At 71.3% G+C, this 15,527-nt stretch carries 20 protein-coding genes and 1 tRNA gene; 7 read left to right on the top strand and 14 right to left on the bottom strand.

What is annotated here, in order from left to right; translation table 11 throughout:
- Positions 1 to 6: 6 nt before the first annotated feature.
- Positions 7 to 804, bottom strand: coding sequence for a DUF4097 family beta strand repeat-containing protein (locus tag ACZ58V_RS16570; RefSeq protein ID WP_471290557.1), 798 nt, complete (start codon positions 802 to 804; stop codon positions 7 to 9).
- Positions 805 to 1,007: 203 nt separating this feature from the next.
- On the opposite strand from ACZ58V_RS16570, the gene ACZ58V_RS16575 reads away from it, so the two are divergent.
- Both ACZ58V_RS16575 and ACZ58V_RS16580 read left to right on the top strand, forming a co-directional pair.
- Positions 1,008 to 1,079, top strand: a tRNA-Val gene (locus ACZ58V_RS16575).
- A 472-nt stretch (positions 1,080 to 1,551) separates the two neighbouring features.
- The gene (locus ACZ58V_RS16580) at positions 1,552 to 1,785 is read left to right on the top strand and encodes a helix-turn-helix domain-containing protein (protein ID WP_468191125.1); all 234 of its coding nucleotides are present in this window, start codon (positions 1,552 to 1,554) and stop codon (positions 1,783 to 1,785) included.
- Between the two features lie 68 nt (positions 1,786 to 1,853).
- Here ACZ58V_RS16580 and ACZ58V_RS16585 read toward each other — a convergent pair whose 3' ends face one another.
- The 5 genes from ACZ58V_RS16585 to ACZ58V_RS16605 form a co-directional block, all read right to left on the bottom strand.
- Entirely contained in the window at positions 1,854 to 2,924 is a 1,071-nt protein-coding gene (locus ACZ58V_RS16585) for a radical SAM protein (RefSeq protein ID WP_468191122.1), read from the bottom strand.
- Positions 2,925 to 2,985: 61 nt separating this feature from the next.
- Positions 2,986 to 3,525, bottom strand: a complete 540-nt coding sequence (locus ACZ58V_RS16590) for a class IV adenylate cyclase (RefSeq protein ID WP_468191119.1) — start codon at positions 3,523 to 3,525, stop codon at positions 2,986 to 2,988.
- 135 nt (positions 3,526 to 3,660) lie between these two features.
- Positions 3,661 to 3,831, bottom strand: coding sequence for a hypothetical protein (locus ACZ58V_RS16595; protein ID WP_471290560.1), 171 nt, complete (start codon positions 3,829 to 3,831; stop codon positions 3,661 to 3,663).
- Positions 3,831 to 4,058, bottom strand: a complete 228-nt coding sequence (locus tag ACZ58V_RS16600; RefSeq protein ID WP_471290561.1) for a hypothetical protein — start codon at positions 4,056 to 4,058, stop codon at positions 3,831 to 3,833. The genes ACZ58V_RS16595 and ACZ58V_RS16600 overlap by 1 nt, the downstream gene beginning before the upstream one ends.
- 443 nt (positions 4,059 to 4,501) lie before the next feature.
- A complete protein-coding gene (locus ACZ58V_RS16605; RefSeq protein ID WP_471290563.1) occupies positions 4,502 to 5,704 on the bottom strand; it encodes a helix-turn-helix domain-containing protein in 1,203 nt (400 codons plus the stop codon).
- A gap of 81 nt (positions 5,705 to 5,785) precedes the next feature.
- Here ACZ58V_RS16605 and ACZ58V_RS16610 point away from each other — a divergent pair, with 81 nt between their 5' ends.
- Complete coding sequence (locus ACZ58V_RS16610) at positions 5,786 to 6,454, top strand: HAD family hydrolase (protein ID WP_468191113.1); 669 nt, start codon at positions 5,786 to 5,788, stop codon at positions 6,452 to 6,454.
- Between the two features lie 391 nt (positions 6,455 to 6,845).
- Here the strand turns inward: ACZ58V_RS16610 and ACZ58V_RS16615 are convergent, their stop codons facing one another.
- The 3 genes from ACZ58V_RS16615 to ACZ58V_RS16625 all read right to left on the bottom strand — a co-directional run bounded on the left by ACZ58V_RS16615 (position 6,846) and on the right by ACZ58V_RS16625 (position 8,301).
- Complete coding sequence (locus ACZ58V_RS16615; protein WP_471290564.1) at positions 6,846 to 7,322, bottom strand: hypothetical protein; 477 nt, start codon at positions 7,320 to 7,322, stop codon at positions 6,846 to 6,848.
- Between the two features lie 13 nt (positions 7,323 to 7,335).
- A complete protein-coding gene (locus tag ACZ58V_RS16620; protein WP_468191110.1) occupies positions 7,336 to 7,596 on the bottom strand; it encodes a hypothetical protein in 261 nt (86 codons plus the stop codon).
- Positions 7,597 to 7,659: 63 nt separating this feature from the next.
- Positions 7,660 to 8,301 carry a hypothetical protein gene (locus tag ACZ58V_RS16625; protein WP_468191107.1) on the bottom strand — a complete coding sequence of 214 codons (642 nt, stop codon included), beginning with the start codon at positions 8,299 to 8,301 and terminating at the stop codon, positions 7,660 to 7,662.
- Positions 8,302 to 8,718: 417 nt separating this feature from the next.
- Between ACZ58V_RS16625 and ACZ58V_RS16630 the strand changes: the two genes are divergently transcribed.
- Together ACZ58V_RS16630 and ACZ58V_RS16635 are read left to right on the top strand one after the other, a co-directional pair.
- Complete coding sequence (locus tag ACZ58V_RS16630; protein ID WP_471290701.1) at positions 8,719 to 9,033, top strand: DUF6153 family protein; 315 nt, start codon at positions 8,719 to 8,721, stop codon at positions 9,031 to 9,033.
- A 102-nt stretch (positions 9,034 to 9,135) separates the two neighbouring features.
- Positions 9,136 to 9,738, top strand: a complete 603-nt coding sequence (locus ACZ58V_RS16635; RefSeq protein WP_468191101.1) for a DUF305 domain-containing protein — start codon at positions 9,136 to 9,138, stop codon at positions 9,736 to 9,738.
- 11 nt (positions 9,739 to 9,749) lie between these two features.
- Here ACZ58V_RS16635 and ACZ58V_RS16640 read toward each other — a convergent pair whose 3' ends face one another.
- Both ACZ58V_RS16640 and ACZ58V_RS16645 read right to left on the bottom strand, forming a co-directional pair.
- Positions 9,750 to 10,103: a hypothetical protein gene (locus tag ACZ58V_RS16640; RefSeq protein WP_468191098.1), complete on the bottom strand. Its 354-nt coding sequence runs from the start codon at positions 10,101 to 10,103 to the stop codon at positions 9,750 to 9,752.
- Between the two features lie 51 nt (positions 10,104 to 10,154).
- Positions 10,155 to 11,060 carry a ketopantoate reductase family protein gene (locus ACZ58V_RS16645; RefSeq protein ID WP_471290565.1) on the bottom strand — a complete coding sequence of 302 codons (906 nt, stop codon included), beginning with the start codon at positions 11,058 to 11,060 and terminating at the stop codon, positions 10,155 to 10,157.
- A gap of 102 nt (positions 11,061 to 11,162) precedes the next feature.
- Here ACZ58V_RS16645 and ACZ58V_RS16650 point away from each other — a divergent pair, with 102 nt between their 5' ends.
- Positions 11,163 to 11,393 (top strand): DUF2277 domain-containing protein, encoded by a 231-nt coding sequence (locus tag ACZ58V_RS16650; protein ID WP_468191092.1) that lies wholly within the window; start codon positions 11,163 to 11,165, stop codon positions 11,391 to 11,393.
- Positions 11,394 to 11,420: 27 nt separating this feature from the next.
- Here the strand turns inward: ACZ58V_RS16650 and ACZ58V_RS16655 are convergent, their stop codons facing one another.
- Complete coding sequence (locus ACZ58V_RS16655) at positions 11,421 to 12,017, bottom strand: DedA family protein (protein ID WP_468191089.1); 597 nt, start codon at positions 12,015 to 12,017, stop codon at positions 11,421 to 11,423.
- 271 nt (positions 12,018 to 12,288) lie between these two features.
- Here ACZ58V_RS16655 and ACZ58V_RS16660 point away from each other — a divergent pair, with 271 nt between their 5' ends.
- Positions 12,289 to 12,837, top strand: a complete 549-nt coding sequence (locus ACZ58V_RS16660) for a superoxide dismutase family protein (protein WP_471290566.1) — start codon at positions 12,289 to 12,291, stop codon at positions 12,835 to 12,837.
- An 82-nt stretch (positions 12,838 to 12,919) separates the two neighbouring features.
- Here the strand turns inward: ACZ58V_RS16660 and ACZ58V_RS16665 are convergent, their stop codons facing one another.
- Positions 12,920 to 13,372, bottom strand: coding sequence for a DoxX family protein (locus ACZ58V_RS16665; RefSeq protein ID WP_468191083.1), 453 nt, complete (start codon positions 13,370 to 13,372; stop codon positions 12,920 to 12,922).
- A gap of 80 nt (positions 13,373 to 13,452) precedes the next feature.
- Positions 13,453 to 15,387, bottom strand: a complete 1,935-nt coding sequence (locus tag ACZ58V_RS16670) for an FAD/NAD(P)-binding protein (protein ID WP_471290567.1) — start codon at positions 15,385 to 15,387, stop codon at positions 13,453 to 13,455.
- Positions 15,388 to 15,527 lie beyond the last annotated feature (140 nt).

Genomic DNA, 15,527 nt, shown 5'->3' on the forward strand with positions numbered 1-15,527 from the left:
GGCCGGTCAGTTCGCTGTCCGGACCGTCACATTGCCGTCGCCGGTCCGGGCGGACACCACATGGGAGCTGCTCTCGTCCCGGGGCACGGACACATCCGCCCCGCCGTCGCCGGTCTTGGTGGTCACGCGGTACTTCGCCTCGGGCAGCGCGATGGTCACGGAACCGTCGCCTCCGCGGGACTCCACACGGTCCGGTACGACGCCCAGTTCGAGGCGGGCCGAGCCGTCGCCGGTGTGGGTGCGGATGTCACGTGAGGAGACCTGCGCGCGGATGGATCCGTCGCTGGTGCGCAGGTCCAGGGGCCCGGTGGTGTCGGTGACGCGGACGGAGCCGTCGCCCGTACGAATGCTCAGAGGGTCCCGGAAGCCCCGGGCGCGCACGCTGCCGTCGTCGTCCTGGACCTTCACGGTGATGCCCCGGGGGACCTCGATGCGGTGCTTGGCCGCGCAGTCGGCGACGACGCCGGAGCACTTCAGCCGCAGCACCAGCCGGTCGTCCCGCATCGACCAGGTGACCTCGGGCTCCTTGCCGATGACGACCGAGCCCTGGAACCACCGGGTGACCTCGACCTTGCCCGCCGGGTTCCGGTCGGCCGCGACGATCTCCAGGGCCGAGTCGTCGGAGTCGACGGTCAGGACGCGCCCCTGGAGGCCGAAGGACCGCTGCTCGGGCTCGGTGTCGTCCCCGGCGGACGCCCCACAGGCACTGAGCCCGCCGACGAGAACGGCCACGGCACCGGCGACGGCGATCGCGCGGACGGAAGCGGTGCGGGTGGTGCCGGCGGTGCGGATGGTGCGGGCCATGACAATCTCCCCCTGGGCGGACGACGGGCGCTCTCTGAGCGCTCTACGACCGTATGGATCCGGGGCCCGCCGGGGGATCCGGGCCACTCCCGGATCAAGGGTGGGGTTATCCCCCGGGGCTGACCCGCGAGCAAGGGTTTGCGAGACGGTGCCCCGGGCAATGTAGGCTGTCGACTCGTCCTGGGCACGTGGCCTGGGAAGCCGGGTGCGTAGCTCAGGGGTAGAGCGCCTGCCTTACAAGCAGGATGTCGGCGGTTCGAAACCGTCCGCGCCCACCGGATTAAGTAGCAGGTCAGAGGCCCTCCAGGGATCACCCTGGGGGCCTCTCCTGTGATCGAAGTCCACAAAGAGTCCACATCCCCAAACGATCATGTTTCTTCATCACTCATTCGGGGGACTTGATCGTCGGGGCGTGGCTCTTACGCTTTCCAGACAAGACGAGGACGGCGCGGCTCCCCACCGCGCGCCAGACACAGGCTTGTCGTCACCTGCGGGAACCGGCCTGGGGCGGATCGGCCCGTAGGCGGCGACCCCCGCCGAACTCATCGGCGGGGGTCGTGCGTACAAACCTAGACCGCCCCACCCCGTGCAGGGGGTGGGGCGGCTTGCTCTGACCGTGTCAGAGCAGAGGATGACCGGCCGCAGGCGGACACAGGCACACCCGCGCGTCATCCCGCCCACTCCGGACATGCCGGTGCGGGCGTATGCACTGGGGGGTGGCATGTGCCCACAGCGCAGCTTTATCGGGTGCCTCTCGACCCCCTGCCCGACTGGGTACTCGCCCGCCGCCGGGTCATCGGGGACCGCATAAGAGAAGTCCGCCGGCGCGCGGGCCTCTCGCAGGTTCCGTTAGCTGAGCGCGTCGGCCTCGACCACAAGACGATCCACCGGTACGAGACGGCTCAGCGCGCCCCCAGCCTTACCGAGTTGCTCCTCATCGCCGACGTCCTCAGCGTGCCGCTCGCCGACCTCGTGCGTTGAGCGGCCCGCCGCCCCGGCGGAGAATGACGGGGCGGCCCGGCCGATGTCGGGGAGGCGCCAGCCGATATTCAGCCCGGGTCGGTCGCTGCCGCCGCGGCGTGCAGCCGGGTCAGTCGCGCAGCCTCGTCGTCGCGGAAGGTCGCTACCTCGTGACAGCGCTGGCTCATCACGAACTCGCCGAGCGGCAGGCACAGGTCCATGCGCTGGATGCAGACGCCGACCATGAACGGGCCGTCCGCGGCGCGGTACAACCGGACTCCGTAGTACCCCTCCTGGCAGTCGTCCGGGTTGTTGAACCGGCAGTCGGCGCAGGTCTCGGGCAGGCGCACGGGCCGGATGCTCTTCGCGTACAGCGTGCGTCCGTCCGGCAGGCGGTACCGCATCCGCTGATCGGAGGCCCCTGCTGTGATGATGCGGCGGACCGGCACGGCGCCCAGGTGGTCGACGACATCCCGCATCGCATCGAGGGACGCGCCCCCTTCCTCCAGGGAGACGAGCATGCGGACCACGACGGAGCGGCCGTGCCGCTCGATGATGCGGAGCACGCGGTCGACGTGGCCGCGGTCGGGGATCACGATGTTTGCGGAGACCTTGATGCCGTGCGCGGTCGCGGTCTCGATCGTCGCGTCGAGGGCGGCCAGCTTGCGCTCGGCGAGCTTCGGCGAGGCGAGGCGCGGAGCCTGTACGGCGGCGAGTTCGGCCGGGGTGGTGCCGAACACGGACAGGTTGATGCGGTCGAGGCCGGCTGCCGCGGCGGCGGGCAGAACCGCGGCGCCGTTTTCGCCGTTCGAGGTGAGTCCGACCGTGAGTCCGAGGCGCCGGGCGATGGTGATCAGGCCGGGCAGGTCGGGGTGCAGGGTGGGCTCGCCGCCGGTGAAGTGCACTTCGTTCGTCGGGAGGCTGCCGCGCACGGCGGCGAGGGCCAGGGCGAAGTCGGCGTCGGCGGCGATCCGGGCGGGGAGGAAGTCGGCGCCGTTGGTGCGGAGGTAGATGGAGACGCGTCCGGTGTTGCCCGGTGCGGCGACGGGTGTTCCCTCGTTGTGGCAGAACGAGCAGGCGAGGCCGCACGCGTCGATGATTTTCACGCGTAGGGTGCGGTCCGGTTTCACTTCCACCGGCACGTCGCTCAGGTCGTGCATGGTGCCCCCCTCTGCGGGCGGGCCGGGGCGCGGTGCCCCGGCCGGAGTAGCAGGCGCCGGCCTACTGGAATCGCAGGTCGGCGATGGAGTCCAGGTCGATGCCGTACAGGCCGTAGACCTTCGTGGTGTTGATCGATGTGAGCTGGGTGTGGTCGATGCCCAGCGCGGTGGCGGCCGTCCACACCTGCGCTTCGTCGTCGGCCTCGATCTCCAGGTACGGCGGGATGCGGGGCCACTCGTCGACTTCGAGGCGGACGGCGCCGAGGGTGTAGGAGGTGCGCCGGTTCTCCTGGTAGCTGCGTGGCGTCAGGCCGGTGAGCTGCAGCAGTGCGGCCGCTTCCTCGAAGCTGTCGACGGTCACCTCGGTCTCGTGGGTCCCGTCGACGGCGTCCGTGACGATCTGCTTCACGCACAGGGTGACGTGGGTTCCGGTGTCGCGTAGCCGCACCCATCGGCCGGAGACGGCCGGAATGGTGTCGTACACGTACCGCCGCATGAGACGGGTCCCGGTTGTGCGGGTGCCGCCGGCGTCCGTGATGAGCAAGGCGATTTTCGCCGGGTCGATGTCGAGGGCTTTCGCTTCGAACTCGATGCCTGCCATGGGTCTCCGATCGCTGGTCGCTGCGGTTGTTTCAACGACCGTGCAGCGTAGGGGGCCCGCCGCCGGTGACTGGGACGTTCCGGCGGCGGGCCTGCGGCCGCCCGTAACGGGGCGTCGGGGTGGCCGCTCGTCCCGCTATCGGCGTCGGCCGATAGCGGGGGCTCGGGATTCGCTGGGCGCGGTCTGGCGGGCCGCGCTCTTGCAGTACACCGGGCACACGGGGATGTCGCCGCCGGCGTTGGAGGCTCCCGGGTTGCTGATGGTGTCGTACGAGCCCTTGAGCGGCTTGTTGCAGCGGGCGCACATCACTGGTCGGCTCCTTGGGGACGTCGTAGGGCAATGCACGGCTGGCAGGCGTACACCTCGGCGTCGAGGTCGTAAGCGCCCTCACTGCCGCGCGAGATACCAGCGCTGACCCCACCGCCGGTCTTGAGGGAGGCGTTGCACCAGACGCAGTTCCAGCCCGCGTACTGCCCGTACGACAACTCGCGGGGCGGCGGAGGCGTCGGCAGCGGTGTCGGCTGGCCGGTCATGGCGTGCCCTCCGACGCGAGGCGGCGCAGGCCTTGTGCGATCGGTGCACGGCTTGTTGCTGAGGCAGGCGCGGCAGTTCGCGACGTGGATCCGGTACAGGCGGGTCGCCAGCTTCCGGGCGCACGAGTCACAGCCACGGGGGAACAGGGTCACCCCGCCGGGCCCGGGCCCGGGCCGCTCGCCAAGGTCGACGGCCGTCTCGATCGTGAGGCGGCTCTTACACCAGACGCAGGCCGCGCCACGGGCCTGTAACGCCGTCAGGGCGGACACCCTGGGGAGCGGTAGCAGGGCGAGAGCGTCAGCCTCAGCGCTGCTGCTGGTGCGCGTATCCCCTACCACGAGGGCCTCCACGGTCGCGGTGATCCGTCTCACACCACTGACCGTAGGGAGGGCCGACAAGCTGACCCGAGCTGACAGCTCGGGTGAACCACAGGCTCGGCGGCCTACACGAGACCGATCCGCACCGCCAGCTGCTCGGCCTGACGGGCGTGCATGGCCCGGGCCCGCCGGATCACCGTCAGCACCAGCTGCCGCGCAAGCGGTGTCCGCGCAAGATCCTCAGGGGCCATCGCCTCCAGGCCGAGGAGGGCGAGCAGCGCGGCGGCGTCGTCCCGGCGCTGGCTGTGGCAGGCCGCCACTTCGAGACCGAAGGTGAACTCGCGCTCCAGCGAGGGCAGTCCGCTGGTGTCGATGGCGTCCGCTGTGTGAAGGGCTTCGCCCGTCTCGCCTGCTTCCATCTCGATACTCAAGGCGTGCAACGCGATGTTCGTTGGTCCGAACACCGTCCAACTGACGTTGCTCGCGTCGGGCACCTGGCGGGCCGCGGGCGCCGCATGCCGGGTCAACCGGTCTCGCGCCTCCCACCACCGGCGCCGGCGGGCGGCTCCCAACACAGCGACGAGCTGGAGGGCACCACCCATCGCGGCCCGCTCGACCTCCGGCATCCGCGCGGCAGCCACCTGCTCGGCCGCCCGAAGCGCAAGTTCCTCCGCCTCGGCGGGCTGGCCCGCGGCGAGCAGAACATGGCCGAGGTTCCACTGGGCGGCAGCGATACGGAGCGGGTCGTCGGCATCTTCGGCGGCCCGCATGGCCCGGTCGGCGGCGAGTGTCGCGAGGTCCACGCGGCCGGTACGACGCAGATACGAGCGGAGCAGGCAGTACAGATCGGCGGAGGCCCGGTGCACGGCTCGGCGCTGCACTGGGTCTGTGCCAGCCCGTGCGACGCGTACGGCGTGCTCGACATCAGCGACAAGGCCAGGCAGGGTCTCGGCCGCCTTGGTGAAGCGGTCACCCGCGGTCTGCCAGCTCTGCCACGCGGCCTCCACCCGGTCCCTCAGCTCGGCGGCCGCTACCGGCTCGGTACTGCGGGCCGGTCCGTAGCCGAGCAGGGCGCGCCCCACCGCGGCCTCAGTGGTGTCAGCCGACTCCTCCTCGGCGGGCGGCTGCTCGGAGAGCAGCGCCGCGGCTGGCACGCCCAGCTCCTGAGCCAAGGCGTACAGGATCGGCAAAGACGGCACCTTCAGTCCCCGCTCGATCTGCGACAGGTAGTCGGGCGAGATACCGACCAGCCCGGCGACCGCATCCTGTCGGCGCCCGCCGCGGTAGTGCCTGATCCGGTCCCCGATGGGAAGGTCTGCTGCAACCATGCGCCTACTCCTCGCTCCTTGATGTGAGCGTAGGGTGCCCGCTGCGTGGGGACCGGGAGTTCGTGGAGAGGGGAGGCGTAGGTGCCAGAACTGGTGCTGTGGGACATCGACCACACGCTGATGGCGACGCGAGGATTCGGCCGCGAGCTGTGGTCCGCCGCGTTCGAGCAGGTGACAGGTGTGGCGCTGCGAGAGCAGGCGTCCGTGACCGGGTCGACGGAGCGGGTGATCCTGCGAGAGACCGCCCGACTGCACGACGTCGACTACGACGAGGACTTGTTCACCCGGTTCGCTGACGCGCTCGGTGCCGTGCACGTCCGGCGGGCGGCCGAGCTGCGCGAGCGCGGGCACGCACTGCCTGGTGCCGCAGGGGTACTTGCGGCCCTCGAGGAGCGGGGCGTGCGGCAGTCGGTGGTGACCGGCAACGTGCGTCAGGCCGCCGAGGTGAAGCTGGCCGTGTTCGGTTTGGACAGCTACCTGCGACTTGACGAGGGTGCGTACGGAGAGGACGGGGAGGGGCGCACGGAGCTGCTGCGCTTGGCGCTGGAGCGCGCGGGCGCGCCCGCGGAGAAGGCGGTGTTTCTCGGGGACACCCGCGCGGACGTTGCGGGTGGCCGGGAGGCCCGTGTGCGGGTGGTTGCGGTTGCCACGGGGAAGACGCCTGCGGGTGGTCTGCTGGATGCTGGCGCGGACGCCGTGCTGGACGACCTGGCCGATACGGAGCACGCGCTCAACGTTCTCGGGACATGACGAAGTGGCCCCCTCCCGCCCGAAGGCGAGAGGGGGCACAAGACTTCAGGGGTACTGGCGGCGGGTCGGGTCCAGCCCGGCCGGGAGCGGGCCAGGCAAGTCAGGATCCGGGTCAGAGCCTCCGGTCGGCTCGCAGGAGTAGGAGGTCGATCCGCTGCCGGTGGGGGTGCACGTGTACGTCACACCGCGGTAGGTGAACGTCCAGCTCGACGGCGGCGAACCCGCGGGCCCCTGCTCGCCCTTCTCGCCACGCTCACCCTGCAGGCCCGGCTCACCCTGCGCCCCCGGAGGGCCAGCGGCTCCAGAGTCTCCAGCCGGGCCAGGCGCACCCGGGCTCCCGGCCGGCCCCGGTCCACCGGGAGCGCCAGGAGCGCCGGTCGCCGAAGTCCCGTCAGCGCCATCGTCGCCTGACCGCCTGACCGCCTGACCGCCTGACCGCCTGACCGCCTGACCGCCTGACCGCCTGACCGCCCGGCCGAACCGCTCGGGCCCGGCGGTCCCGTCGGGCCTGACTCGCCGTCGTCGCCCTGCTCGCCGGTCGGCCCAGGCGGGCCCGTGACCGAATCGCCAGGCTCCCCCCCCGCGACCCGGGCGGGCCCACCACCGGTGTCCCGCCCAGGTCCTCCACCTGCCGTGCCAGAGCGTCCCGGGCCGCATTCTCCAGCGCGGCGTTGGCGTCGCGTTCCTTCTGGAGTTCCTGACCGAGAGCGTTGATCCGTTGATCGGTGTAGGCGGACTGAAGGGCGTAGACCTCAGTGGAGACGACCTTGTCCAGGCGTGAGTTGATGCCCTGGCCCATGGCCTGGACCTCCCGGCGGAGGGCGTCGACGGTGCGCCCGAGTTCGCCGACGCTCAGCTCGTCGGGCACGTGCCGCTCCTATCTACGCGGCCTTGACGACGCTGGACTGCTCCAGCTTCATCGCCGCGATGGGGGCCGTCACCTGGGGGCGGATCACGACCAGGGCGAGGCCGCCCTCGATGAGCAGCATCCACAGCGCCTGCGTTTGCGCGTCCATCTCCAGACCGAAGCCGAGGAACAGGGAGAGGGCACCGTGGCCGAGGTTGACGAGCGCGGCGAAGGCGGCGCCGGTCTTCAGGACGACCGCCTCGGCGACCGCGACGGCGCAGGCGAGGAACGCCATGCGGGTGATGTCGGCCAGACCCGGCCGCGGGAACAGGGCGGCCGGGTCGTTCGGCGAGTCAGATCAGCAGGACTCCTCGAACTTCACCGCAGTGAGGGTCACTGGCCGGCCATCCAACTTTGTCCCGGCCGCGGGCTCCTGGCTGCACACTTGCCAGTTCGACTCCATGAGGACCATGCGGTCCTGGCCGGAGGCATCGTTTACGGTGATGCTCGTCGAGGAGTCGAGGGCCTGGCGGGCGACGTTGACGGCCTTGCCCCTGAAGTCGGGCATCGTGCCGTCGGCGGCCTCCGGGGCTGCGCCTTCGTCCTTGGCCGGGCAGTCCTCTTCGAGCTTGACCGTCGCGAAGTCGACCTTCGTGTCGGTCGAGTGCTCGCCGGCCTTGGGGCTCTGGGAGCACACCTTCCAGTTCCGGTCGAACGCCTGCATGCGGTCGCGGCCGAGTGCGTCGTGCGAGGTGAGGCTGTAGAACCCTGCGTCTTGGGCCTGGTCTTGCGCGGACTGGAGGCCCTTGCCGGTCATGTCGGGCAGCGACGCCATCTCGGCCTTCGTCGTGCCGGCACCGGTGTTGCTGCCGGTGTCGGCCTTGTCGTTGGTGCCCTGGCTGCTCTTGGAACTGCCGCTGCTGGTGTCGGTGCCTTCGCAGGCGGTGAGCGTGAGCAGGGCGGCCGCGATGAGTGCGGCGGCGGTAGTGTGCTTGATCATGGTGTCCCCCCTGGGTGGTGCAGGTGCTGAGGGAGCATCATGCGTCGCGTGAACGATATGTGGACACCAAGTGACGTTCCTGTGACACGAATGAGTGCCCTTTGCAGCTGCTTCCGGGCATGCCAGATGCAACTACTGGCGTAGTGCTGAACTGCTGGCGTTCGGCCCATAGGCTGCTGCGGGTACTGCTGGCTCATGGTTTCCCCTCGGGGGCATTCGAGTCGTGCGGGTGCATGACCTGGGGAGGGGCAGCGCAGTTGTAGGCGGCTGAACGAGTTCGCCCGGTCGGGGCACGAGTAGTCGAACGCCTTCTCTACGATGGGCACCGTGAACAGCCCCCTCCAGCGCGCCCCGCGACCAGCCGTTCGGCGGTGGCGTGTGTGGTGTGTGCTGGGGCTGTTGGCGGGTTTGCTGGGGATGCACGGGCTGGCGCCCGGTGGTGGTGTCCCGCAGGGGATGCACGGGCAGCAGTCGCACTCATCCCGCAGCCACGTAACCCAGACGCACTCCCAGGTCATGCCGTACGGGCACTGTGGTGGTGGGGACGTTCAGCATGCCGACGCGACCTGTGCTTCGGGTGCCCTGAGTGGGGGGCCGGTGTTGCCCCCACTTGTTCCCGACCCGGTGCCTGCGGGCGTAGGGGAGGGCGTCGTACGGGGGTTGGCGGTCGCGGAGGCGGAGAGTGCGCGTGCCCCGCCGTCCCTCGCCGAGCTTCAGCTTCTGCGGATCTAGACACCGCGTACGCATCGCGCCGGGGGCCGACGCCCTTGCCGGTGTGGTGCGTCGACGTGTCCGGAACCCCCTTTCCCTCCTTGCAGAAGCAGGAGTTCACGTATGAACAGCACGAACAGCATCCGTACCCTCACGCGCCGGGCCGCCCTCGTGGTGGCTGCCGGAGCCGGCACGTTTCTCCTCGCCGCGTGCGGCGGCGACAGCGGCGGCAGCGGCGGCAGTGCGCACAACGCCCAGGACGTCTCCTTCGCGCAGGGCATGATCCCGCACCACCGGCAGGCGCTGGAGATGGCGCGGCTGGCCGATGGTCGGGCCGCGTCCGGTGCGGTCAAGGGCCTGGCGGCGCGGGTCGAGAAGGCGCAGGACCCGGAGATCAGGACCATGACCGGCTGGCTGGAGAAGTGGGGTGAGGACGCCCCCGAGTCGGGGGACGGCATGGATCACTCCGCCGCGGGCCACTCCGGTATGCCCGGGATGATGGGCGGCGAGGAGATGGCCGAGCTGGAGAAGTCCGAGGGCAAGGCCTTCGACACGAAGTTCCTGGCCCTGATGGTCGAGCATCACGAGGGTGCCGTGAAGATGGCCGCCGTCGAGAAGAGCAAGGGCCGTTACGGTCCTGCCAAGGCCATGGCCGATGACATCGTCACCGCGCAGAACGCCGAGATCGGCGAGATGAACAAGCTCCTGGGCAAGAGCCGCGGCTGACGCCCCCGCGGCTACGAGGCTCCGTCGGTCTCCTCCGGCGGAGCCTCGTGCGCGTGCTTCAGCCGGGAGCGGGCCGTCACCCGCTCGGGGCCGGTGAGTTCGGACCAGTAGCGGTGGGTGCTGACGAACACCGCGAGTTCGTGCTCCCGCCGGCGGAGCTTCTCCACTTCGGCCTGTTCGTCGGCGCTCCAGCCGGGGGAGGCGGGGCGCTCGACCTTGCGCCAGCCGTTGTCGTCGCTGAAGCCGTCCACCGGCTCCACCGACCAGGGCAGCCGCTTCAGCAGGACCGACAGCTCGGCCCGGACCTGATGGAGTTCCTCCTGACCGGCGAGGAGGTCACTCGGAAAGTCATAGGTCGTAGCCACGACCCAATGATACGCCTGTTCGAATTTGAGTGGCGAGTCCCTTCCCGTGGTTCACGCGAACGCGTGTTCCCTCTCCAGATCGCCCACCACCCGGGCCGTCACCGGAGCCGGAACGCCGTGCCGCTCGGCCGCGCGGAGCAACGCGCCTCCGATGGCGTCCAGTTCGAGGGGGCGGCCCGCCTCGGCGTCGCGTTGCATCGACGACTTCGTCGACGGCGGGAAGGTGTCGTAGCGGGCGAGGGCCTGGGCCGGGTCGGCCGGGCCGCCGCACGCGCGGCTGATCGCGGCCGTCTCCTCCACCAGGGCCGTCAGTTCGTCGCGGTGGCGGGTGCGGACCTCGCCGAGGGGGAGGGAGTAGTGCGTGGTGAGCAGGGCGAAGGGGGCCAGGAACGACATCTTCGCCCACAGGGTCGCCGCCTCGTCGTCCTGGACGCGGGTGGCCGGTCCGGCGGCGGTGAGGGCCTCGGCGAGGGCGTCGAGGCGGGCGCGGGGCACCGCCGTACCGGTCAGGTCGATCTCCGCGAAGGGGCTGCCGTGTTCGATGACGCCCGGGGTGACGCGGGTCGACTCGACGCGGATGACGCCCGGGGCGACGCGGTCGGGGCGGTAGCGGGCGCGCAGGGTCGCCGGGTGTTCGACGCCGTTGAGGAACGGTACGAGGAGGCCGTCGGCCAGCGTAGGTGCGGGGACGCGCGTCAGGGCGGCGTCGAGGGCGGTGTGCTTGACGGCCACCAGGCACGCGTCGACCGGTTCGCGCAGCTCCGTGTCGGCCTCGACCGGGACCGTGAAGTCGCCGAAGTGCGGGCTGCGGATCCGGATGCCGTCCGTGCGCAGGGTCCGGGCCGTCTCCTCGCCGGACAGGCAGATCACTCGGTGGCCGGAGCGGGAGAGCAGCGCGGCGAGCAGGCCGCCCACGCCGCCGGGGCCCAGGACGGCCACGCTGAGTTCGTTCCCCATGTCGGGTTCCTCTCGTCGGTCGGCCCCACAGTGGTGGCCGCCTCGCGGAGATCATGACAGTGGTCGCTGTCGTGCGGGGGCCGAAAGGGTGAGACTGGGGGCATGTGCCGGAGTATCAAGACGCTTCGTCCCCCCGCGATGGCCGAGGAGGCCACGGCGGACGACATTCGGGCTGCCGCGTTGCAGTACGTGCGGAAGGTTTCGGGATTCCGTGCCCCCGCCGCTCACAACCAGGAGGTGTTCGACCGCGCCGTGGAGGCCATCGCCCAGGCTACGGAGGAGTTGCTCGACGGACTGGAGATCCGGGGATCCGCCCCTCGCCGCGCGAGCTGAGGCTCCACAGCTCCTACGACATGGCTCCTACGACGCCCGCGGCTCCCTGCGCATGACGTACGCCGCCCCCGCCCCCGCCCCGAACAACGCCCCCACCGACACCGCCGTCGCCAGCCAGCTCGCGCCCAGCCAGTGGGCGCCGAACCAGCCGAGGGCGACGCTGTACGTGGCCCAGGTCAGGCCGGCCAGGGCCGACCAGGGGAGGAAGTCGCGGGCGCGGCGGTGGGCGGCGCCCGCGCCGAGGGAGACGACCGAGCGGCCGGCGGGAGCGAAGCGGGCGAGGACGACGAGCGCACCGCCGCCCCGGGCCAGCGCCGCGCCGAGACGTTCCTGCGCGGCGGTCAGGCGCCGGGAGCGGGAGATCGCCCGGTCCAGACGGGCGCCGCCGCGCCAGGCGAGACGGTAGGCGACCAGGTCACCCAGGACGGAGGCGGTGGCCGCGCAGAGGGTCAGTGCCAGGATGTCGGGCACATCGGTCGCCGTGCCCGCGGCCGCCGCCGTGGCCACCGTGATCACCAGGACGCCGCTGGGCAGCACCGGCAGAAACACGTCGAGCAGGATGGACAGGGCCACCACCGCGTAGATCCATGGGCTGCCGATCAGCGACCCCACCTGCTCCAGCACCGCGACTCCCCGTGAATCCCCCGTGGGCCAGACCGTGCCGCGATGGCGCGCGGGGAGCGGCAGGAGTGGCCATGACAGCCATACAGCGTACGCCTGGGGTGTGACGGGCGGTTCACGGGGGGCTCGTATGTTCGGTACCGACTGTTCACGTCGTGTCTCAGCTCGTCCCGAGTCGTCACCCGGCTGCCGTGTCCCGGAGGGCGCCGGGCGCGGGTGTCCCGTAGCAACAGAAGGGGCTGTATCAGACACAAGGTGAGGAACGGTACACACCATGCTGGCAGGAATGTGCGCGAGCGCCGTCGCGACCGCTTTGTTCGCCGGTGGTCCGGGCGGTGTCGAGGCTGTCGAGAGCTACTCGGTGCGGGCGGAGGCCCGGTTCGACCTGCCCGGGGCGGCGGACCGGTCGGCGGCGCTGACGTACGACAGGAATCTCGTTCCGGTGGCCTCGTGGATCGAGGTTCGTCAGCACACCGCGCCCGGCGGCCCGACGACCGTACGGCTGAAGGTGGCCGGCATGAAGCCGGGCCACGCCTACGGCGTCCATGTGCACCAGAAGCCCTGCGGTGCCGACCCGGAGGCCGCCGGCGGGCACTACCAGCACCGGCCGTCGAGCGATCCGCACCATGTCGGCCCGGACAACGAGGTCTGGCTGGACTTCACGGCCGACCGGCGCGGCGCGGGCGAGGCGAGTGCCCGGCACGACTGGGGCTTCCGGCCGGGCGAGGCGTCCTCGGTCGTGATCCACGACGCGCCGGGCGGGGCGGGGACGCGGGCGGCCTGTTTCACGGTGCCGTTCGAGCCGGTGGACAGGGACGAGTAGGCGCGCGCCATGCGCCGGGCAGCGGAACGGCGCCTTCCCGAAGCGGGGAAGGCGCCGTTCTCCTTGGTGGTGTCCGGGCGGCTCAGGCAGCGACCGGCGTCTGCTCCGTGGACCGCCGGCCCTGCGTGGAGGTGCGCCGCGCCAGCAGCCGGTCCACGCCGAACGCGCCGGAGCCCGTGAAGATCAGCAGGAACATGGCCCAGCAGTACATGGCCGCGCCCTCGCCGTTGTTCTCGATCGGCCACAGGCCCTCGGGCTGGTGGACCTTGAAGTACGCGTAGGCCATCGCGCCGGAGGATATGAAGGCCGCGGCGCGGGTGCCCAGGCCCAGCAGCACCAGGACGCCGCCGACGAGTTCGATGACGGCCGCGTACCAGTTCGGCCAGGCGCCGGTCGCCGCGGTGCCGCCCTTGCCGTCCACGCCTCCGAGGACACCGAAGAGCGCGACGGCGCCGTGGCAGGCGAACAGCAGGCCTATGACGATCCGGAACAGTCCGAGAGCGTACGGCTGAGCGCCGTTGAGGCGTGCGGTCATGTGGGGGACTCCTTCGGGCGGCCGGCCAGGGGAAGGCCGGTCGGGGGACAGAACCGATGAGTAACCCACGTTAGGTGCGCCTAATTGATGCTTGCAAGTTCAACATTTGGCCACTGGTTTACCTCCGTTTGGGTGTCGCTTTCGGTCACAACCGCACGTAGAGCGGCTCTCGCCACCGCATCCGCGTCCGAAAGCGTGACCGAATCCACACCTGGCCGGGCCCCGGCCGCGGTCACCCAGTGCACGCCTTCTGTCGGCACTCCGAACGCGAACCGCCTTGTGTGTGCAACTCCTTGACGGTCGATCAGATGGTAAGGGCGTTCCGTGACGTCCAACCCACCTGTCTCGTAACCATCGGCGGTGTGCGGGCGGCACTGGCCCGTCCGCAGCAGCCCGGCGAGGAGCCCGTCGGCCGTACTCCGCACGTCGGCTTCCGGCAGGCGGGCCTCTATGAGGGTTGTCACACGGACTGCCGAGCCCGGCACATCGGGTGAGCGCGCCGCCCAGGCCCCGTCCTCCTCCGCCACCTCCAGACGCGGCCCGAGCACCTGCACCACACCCGCCTCCATCAGGGCCGCGAGCTCCTCGATACGGCGCCGGGGCGGGCCGATGGACAGAAAGGCGTTGAGCGGGGTGTACCAGCGGTCCAGGTGGTCCCGGCGGGAGGCGCCGGCGAGGCCCCCGTGGTCGACGATCAGCCGGAGTTCGTTGCGCAGGTCGCGCAGCACGTCGAGGGCCGCCTTCAGCGGGCCCCGGACGTTGCCCAGGGCGGCCTGCGCGGCGTCCTCGCGCAGATACGACAGCAGCCAGTCGCGCCACGCGCCGAGGTGCGCGAAGTCCCGTCCCGCGTGCGGGCGGGACACCCGCTCCCAGCTCCAGCGGTCGGCGCCGGGCACGCCGAACTCGTCCAGCAGTACGGCCTCTCGGGAGTCGCCGTGCGGTACGGCCAGGAAGCGATCGGTGAACTCCTGGCACTGACGCGCGGCGGCACCGGACCGCTGGAGCAGCGCGGAGTAGTAGACCGTCTCGACCTCCTTCGCCACCAACGGCCATATCTCCGCGAGGAAGTCGGGCGCCTCCCCGGAGTCCGCGCGCTTGCGGAAGCCCGCGATCGTCTCCGGCGTGAGGACGAGCGGGACGTGCCGGCCGTACGGCCCCTTCGCGTTGTCGCCGCGCGCCTGGTACGGGATGCCGCGCCGCGAACCGGCGTACAGCCGCGGTTCCCGGCCGGAGGGGAGATAGCGCAGCCCGCCTTTGGTGTCCCGGGCGAAACGGCCGCCGCGGCCGGTCGTCAGCAGGGCCGTGTGATCGAAGAAGTTGAGGCCGAGGCCGCGCAGCAGGACGGGCTCGCCGGCGGGGACGGAGGACAGGTCGACGTCGGCCGGGTTGGCGGGCGGGATGTGGCGCAGGCCGTGCCGGGCGGCGTGGGACGCGAGGCGCCGCCCGGCCGGGTCCGCGGTCGCCGGGAGGTGGCCCTGCGCCAGGACCACCGCGGAGAGGCCGGTCAGGGTGCGGCCGTCGTCGAGGGTGAGGGCCTGATGGCCGCCCGGGGTGTCGTCGAGCCGGACCGCGCGGGCCCGGTGCGTCTCGACACGCACGTTCGGCGGCGCGTCCCGTACGGCCCTGGCGAACACCCACTCCAGATAGCGGCCGTAGTCGGCCCGGCTCGGGTACTCGTCCGGGTCCAGCGTGCCGTGCGCCCACTCGTACAGGCTGGGCCCCGGGCGGATGGGGCCCGAGCAGTCCACGCTGTCGTCGGTGAACAGGGTCACCTGGCAGGCCACGGTGTTCATCAGCAGCTCGGGCGACTGGGTGGTGCGCCAGACGCGTCCGGGTCCTGGCGGGTCCGGGTCGATCACGTGGACCGTCAGCCGGGCACCGGCAGGGAGGAGTTCCGGGGCGGAGGCGCAGAGGCGTTCCAGGACGCTGGTGCCCCGTGGCCCGGCGCCGACCAGGGCGACGGAGACCGGTGGGGGTGTCTCGGCCGGTACGGGTTCCTCGGTCGACGCAGACAAGGGTGGTACTCCCGGGCGTGTGGGGCGCGTGTCGGCGGTCCGCCGGTCGGGAAGCGGACGGTCCGCCTCATCATGCCGTCGCCGGGAGCGGGAACCGATGTTCGTGGGGAAGGATTGGCGCCCGCTGTGGGATGCGTCAC

The organism is Streptomyces sp. NPDC040589, from assembly GCF_055594445.1.

What these genes read in the sequence shown, in the direction of transcription:
- ACZ58V_RS16570 (WP_471290557.1), bottom strand. Translation starts at nt 804, where the DNA reads ATGGCCCGCACCATCCGCACCGCCGGCACCACCCGCACCGCTTCCGTC.
- ACZ58V_RS16585 (WP_468191122.1), bottom strand. Translation starts at nt 2,924, where the DNA reads ATGCACGACCTGAGCGACGTGCCGGTGGAAGTGAAACCGGACCGCACC.
- ACZ58V_RS16590 (WP_468191119.1), bottom strand. Translation starts at nt 3,525, where the DNA reads ATGGCAGGCATCGAGTTCGAAGCGAAAGCCCTCGACATCGACCCGGCG.
- ACZ58V_RS16595 (WP_471290560.1), bottom strand. Translation starts at nt 3,831, where the DNA reads ATGTGCGCCCGCTGCAACAAGCCGCTCAAGGGCTCGTACGACACCATC.
- ACZ58V_RS16600 (WP_471290561.1), bottom strand. Translation starts at nt 4,058, where the DNA reads ATGACCGGCCAGCCGACACCGCTGCCGACGCCTCCGCCGCCCCGCGAG.
- ACZ58V_RS16605 (WP_471290563.1), bottom strand. Translation starts at nt 5,704, where the DNA reads ATGGTTGCAGCAGACCTTCCCATCGGGGACCGGATCAGGCACTACCGC.
- ACZ58V_RS16620 (WP_468191110.1), bottom strand. Translation starts at nt 7,596, where the DNA reads ATGGCGTTCCTCGCCTGCGCCGTCGCGGTCGCCGAGGCGGTCGTCCTG.
- ACZ58V_RS16625 (WP_468191107.1), bottom strand. Translation starts at nt 8,301, where the DNA reads ATGATCAAGCACACTACCGCCGCCGCACTCATCGCGGCCGCCCTGCTC.
- ACZ58V_RS16630 (WP_471290701.1), top strand. Translation starts at nt 8,719, where the DNA reads ATGCACGGGCTGGCGCCCGGTGGTGGTGTCCCGCAGGGGATGCACGGG.
- ACZ58V_RS16635 (WP_468191101.1), top strand. Translation starts at nt 9,136, where the DNA reads ATGAACAGCACGAACAGCATCCGTACCCTCACGCGCCGGGCCGCCCTC.
- ACZ58V_RS16645 (WP_471290565.1), bottom strand. Translation starts at nt 11,060, where the DNA reads ATGGGGAACGAACTCAGCGTGGCCGTCCTGGGCCCCGGCGGCGTGGGC.
- ACZ58V_RS16650 (WP_468191092.1), top strand. Translation starts at nt 11,163, where the DNA reads ATGTGCCGGAGTATCAAGACGCTTCGTCCCCCCGCGATGGCCGAGGAG.
- ACZ58V_RS16660 (WP_471290566.1), top strand. Translation starts at nt 12,289, where the DNA reads ATGCTGGCAGGAATGTGCGCGAGCGCCGTCGCGACCGCTTTGTTCGCC.
- ACZ58V_RS16665 (WP_468191083.1), bottom strand. Translation starts at nt 13,372, where the DNA reads ATGACCGCACGCCTCAACGGCGCTCAGCCGTACGCTCTCGGACTGTTC.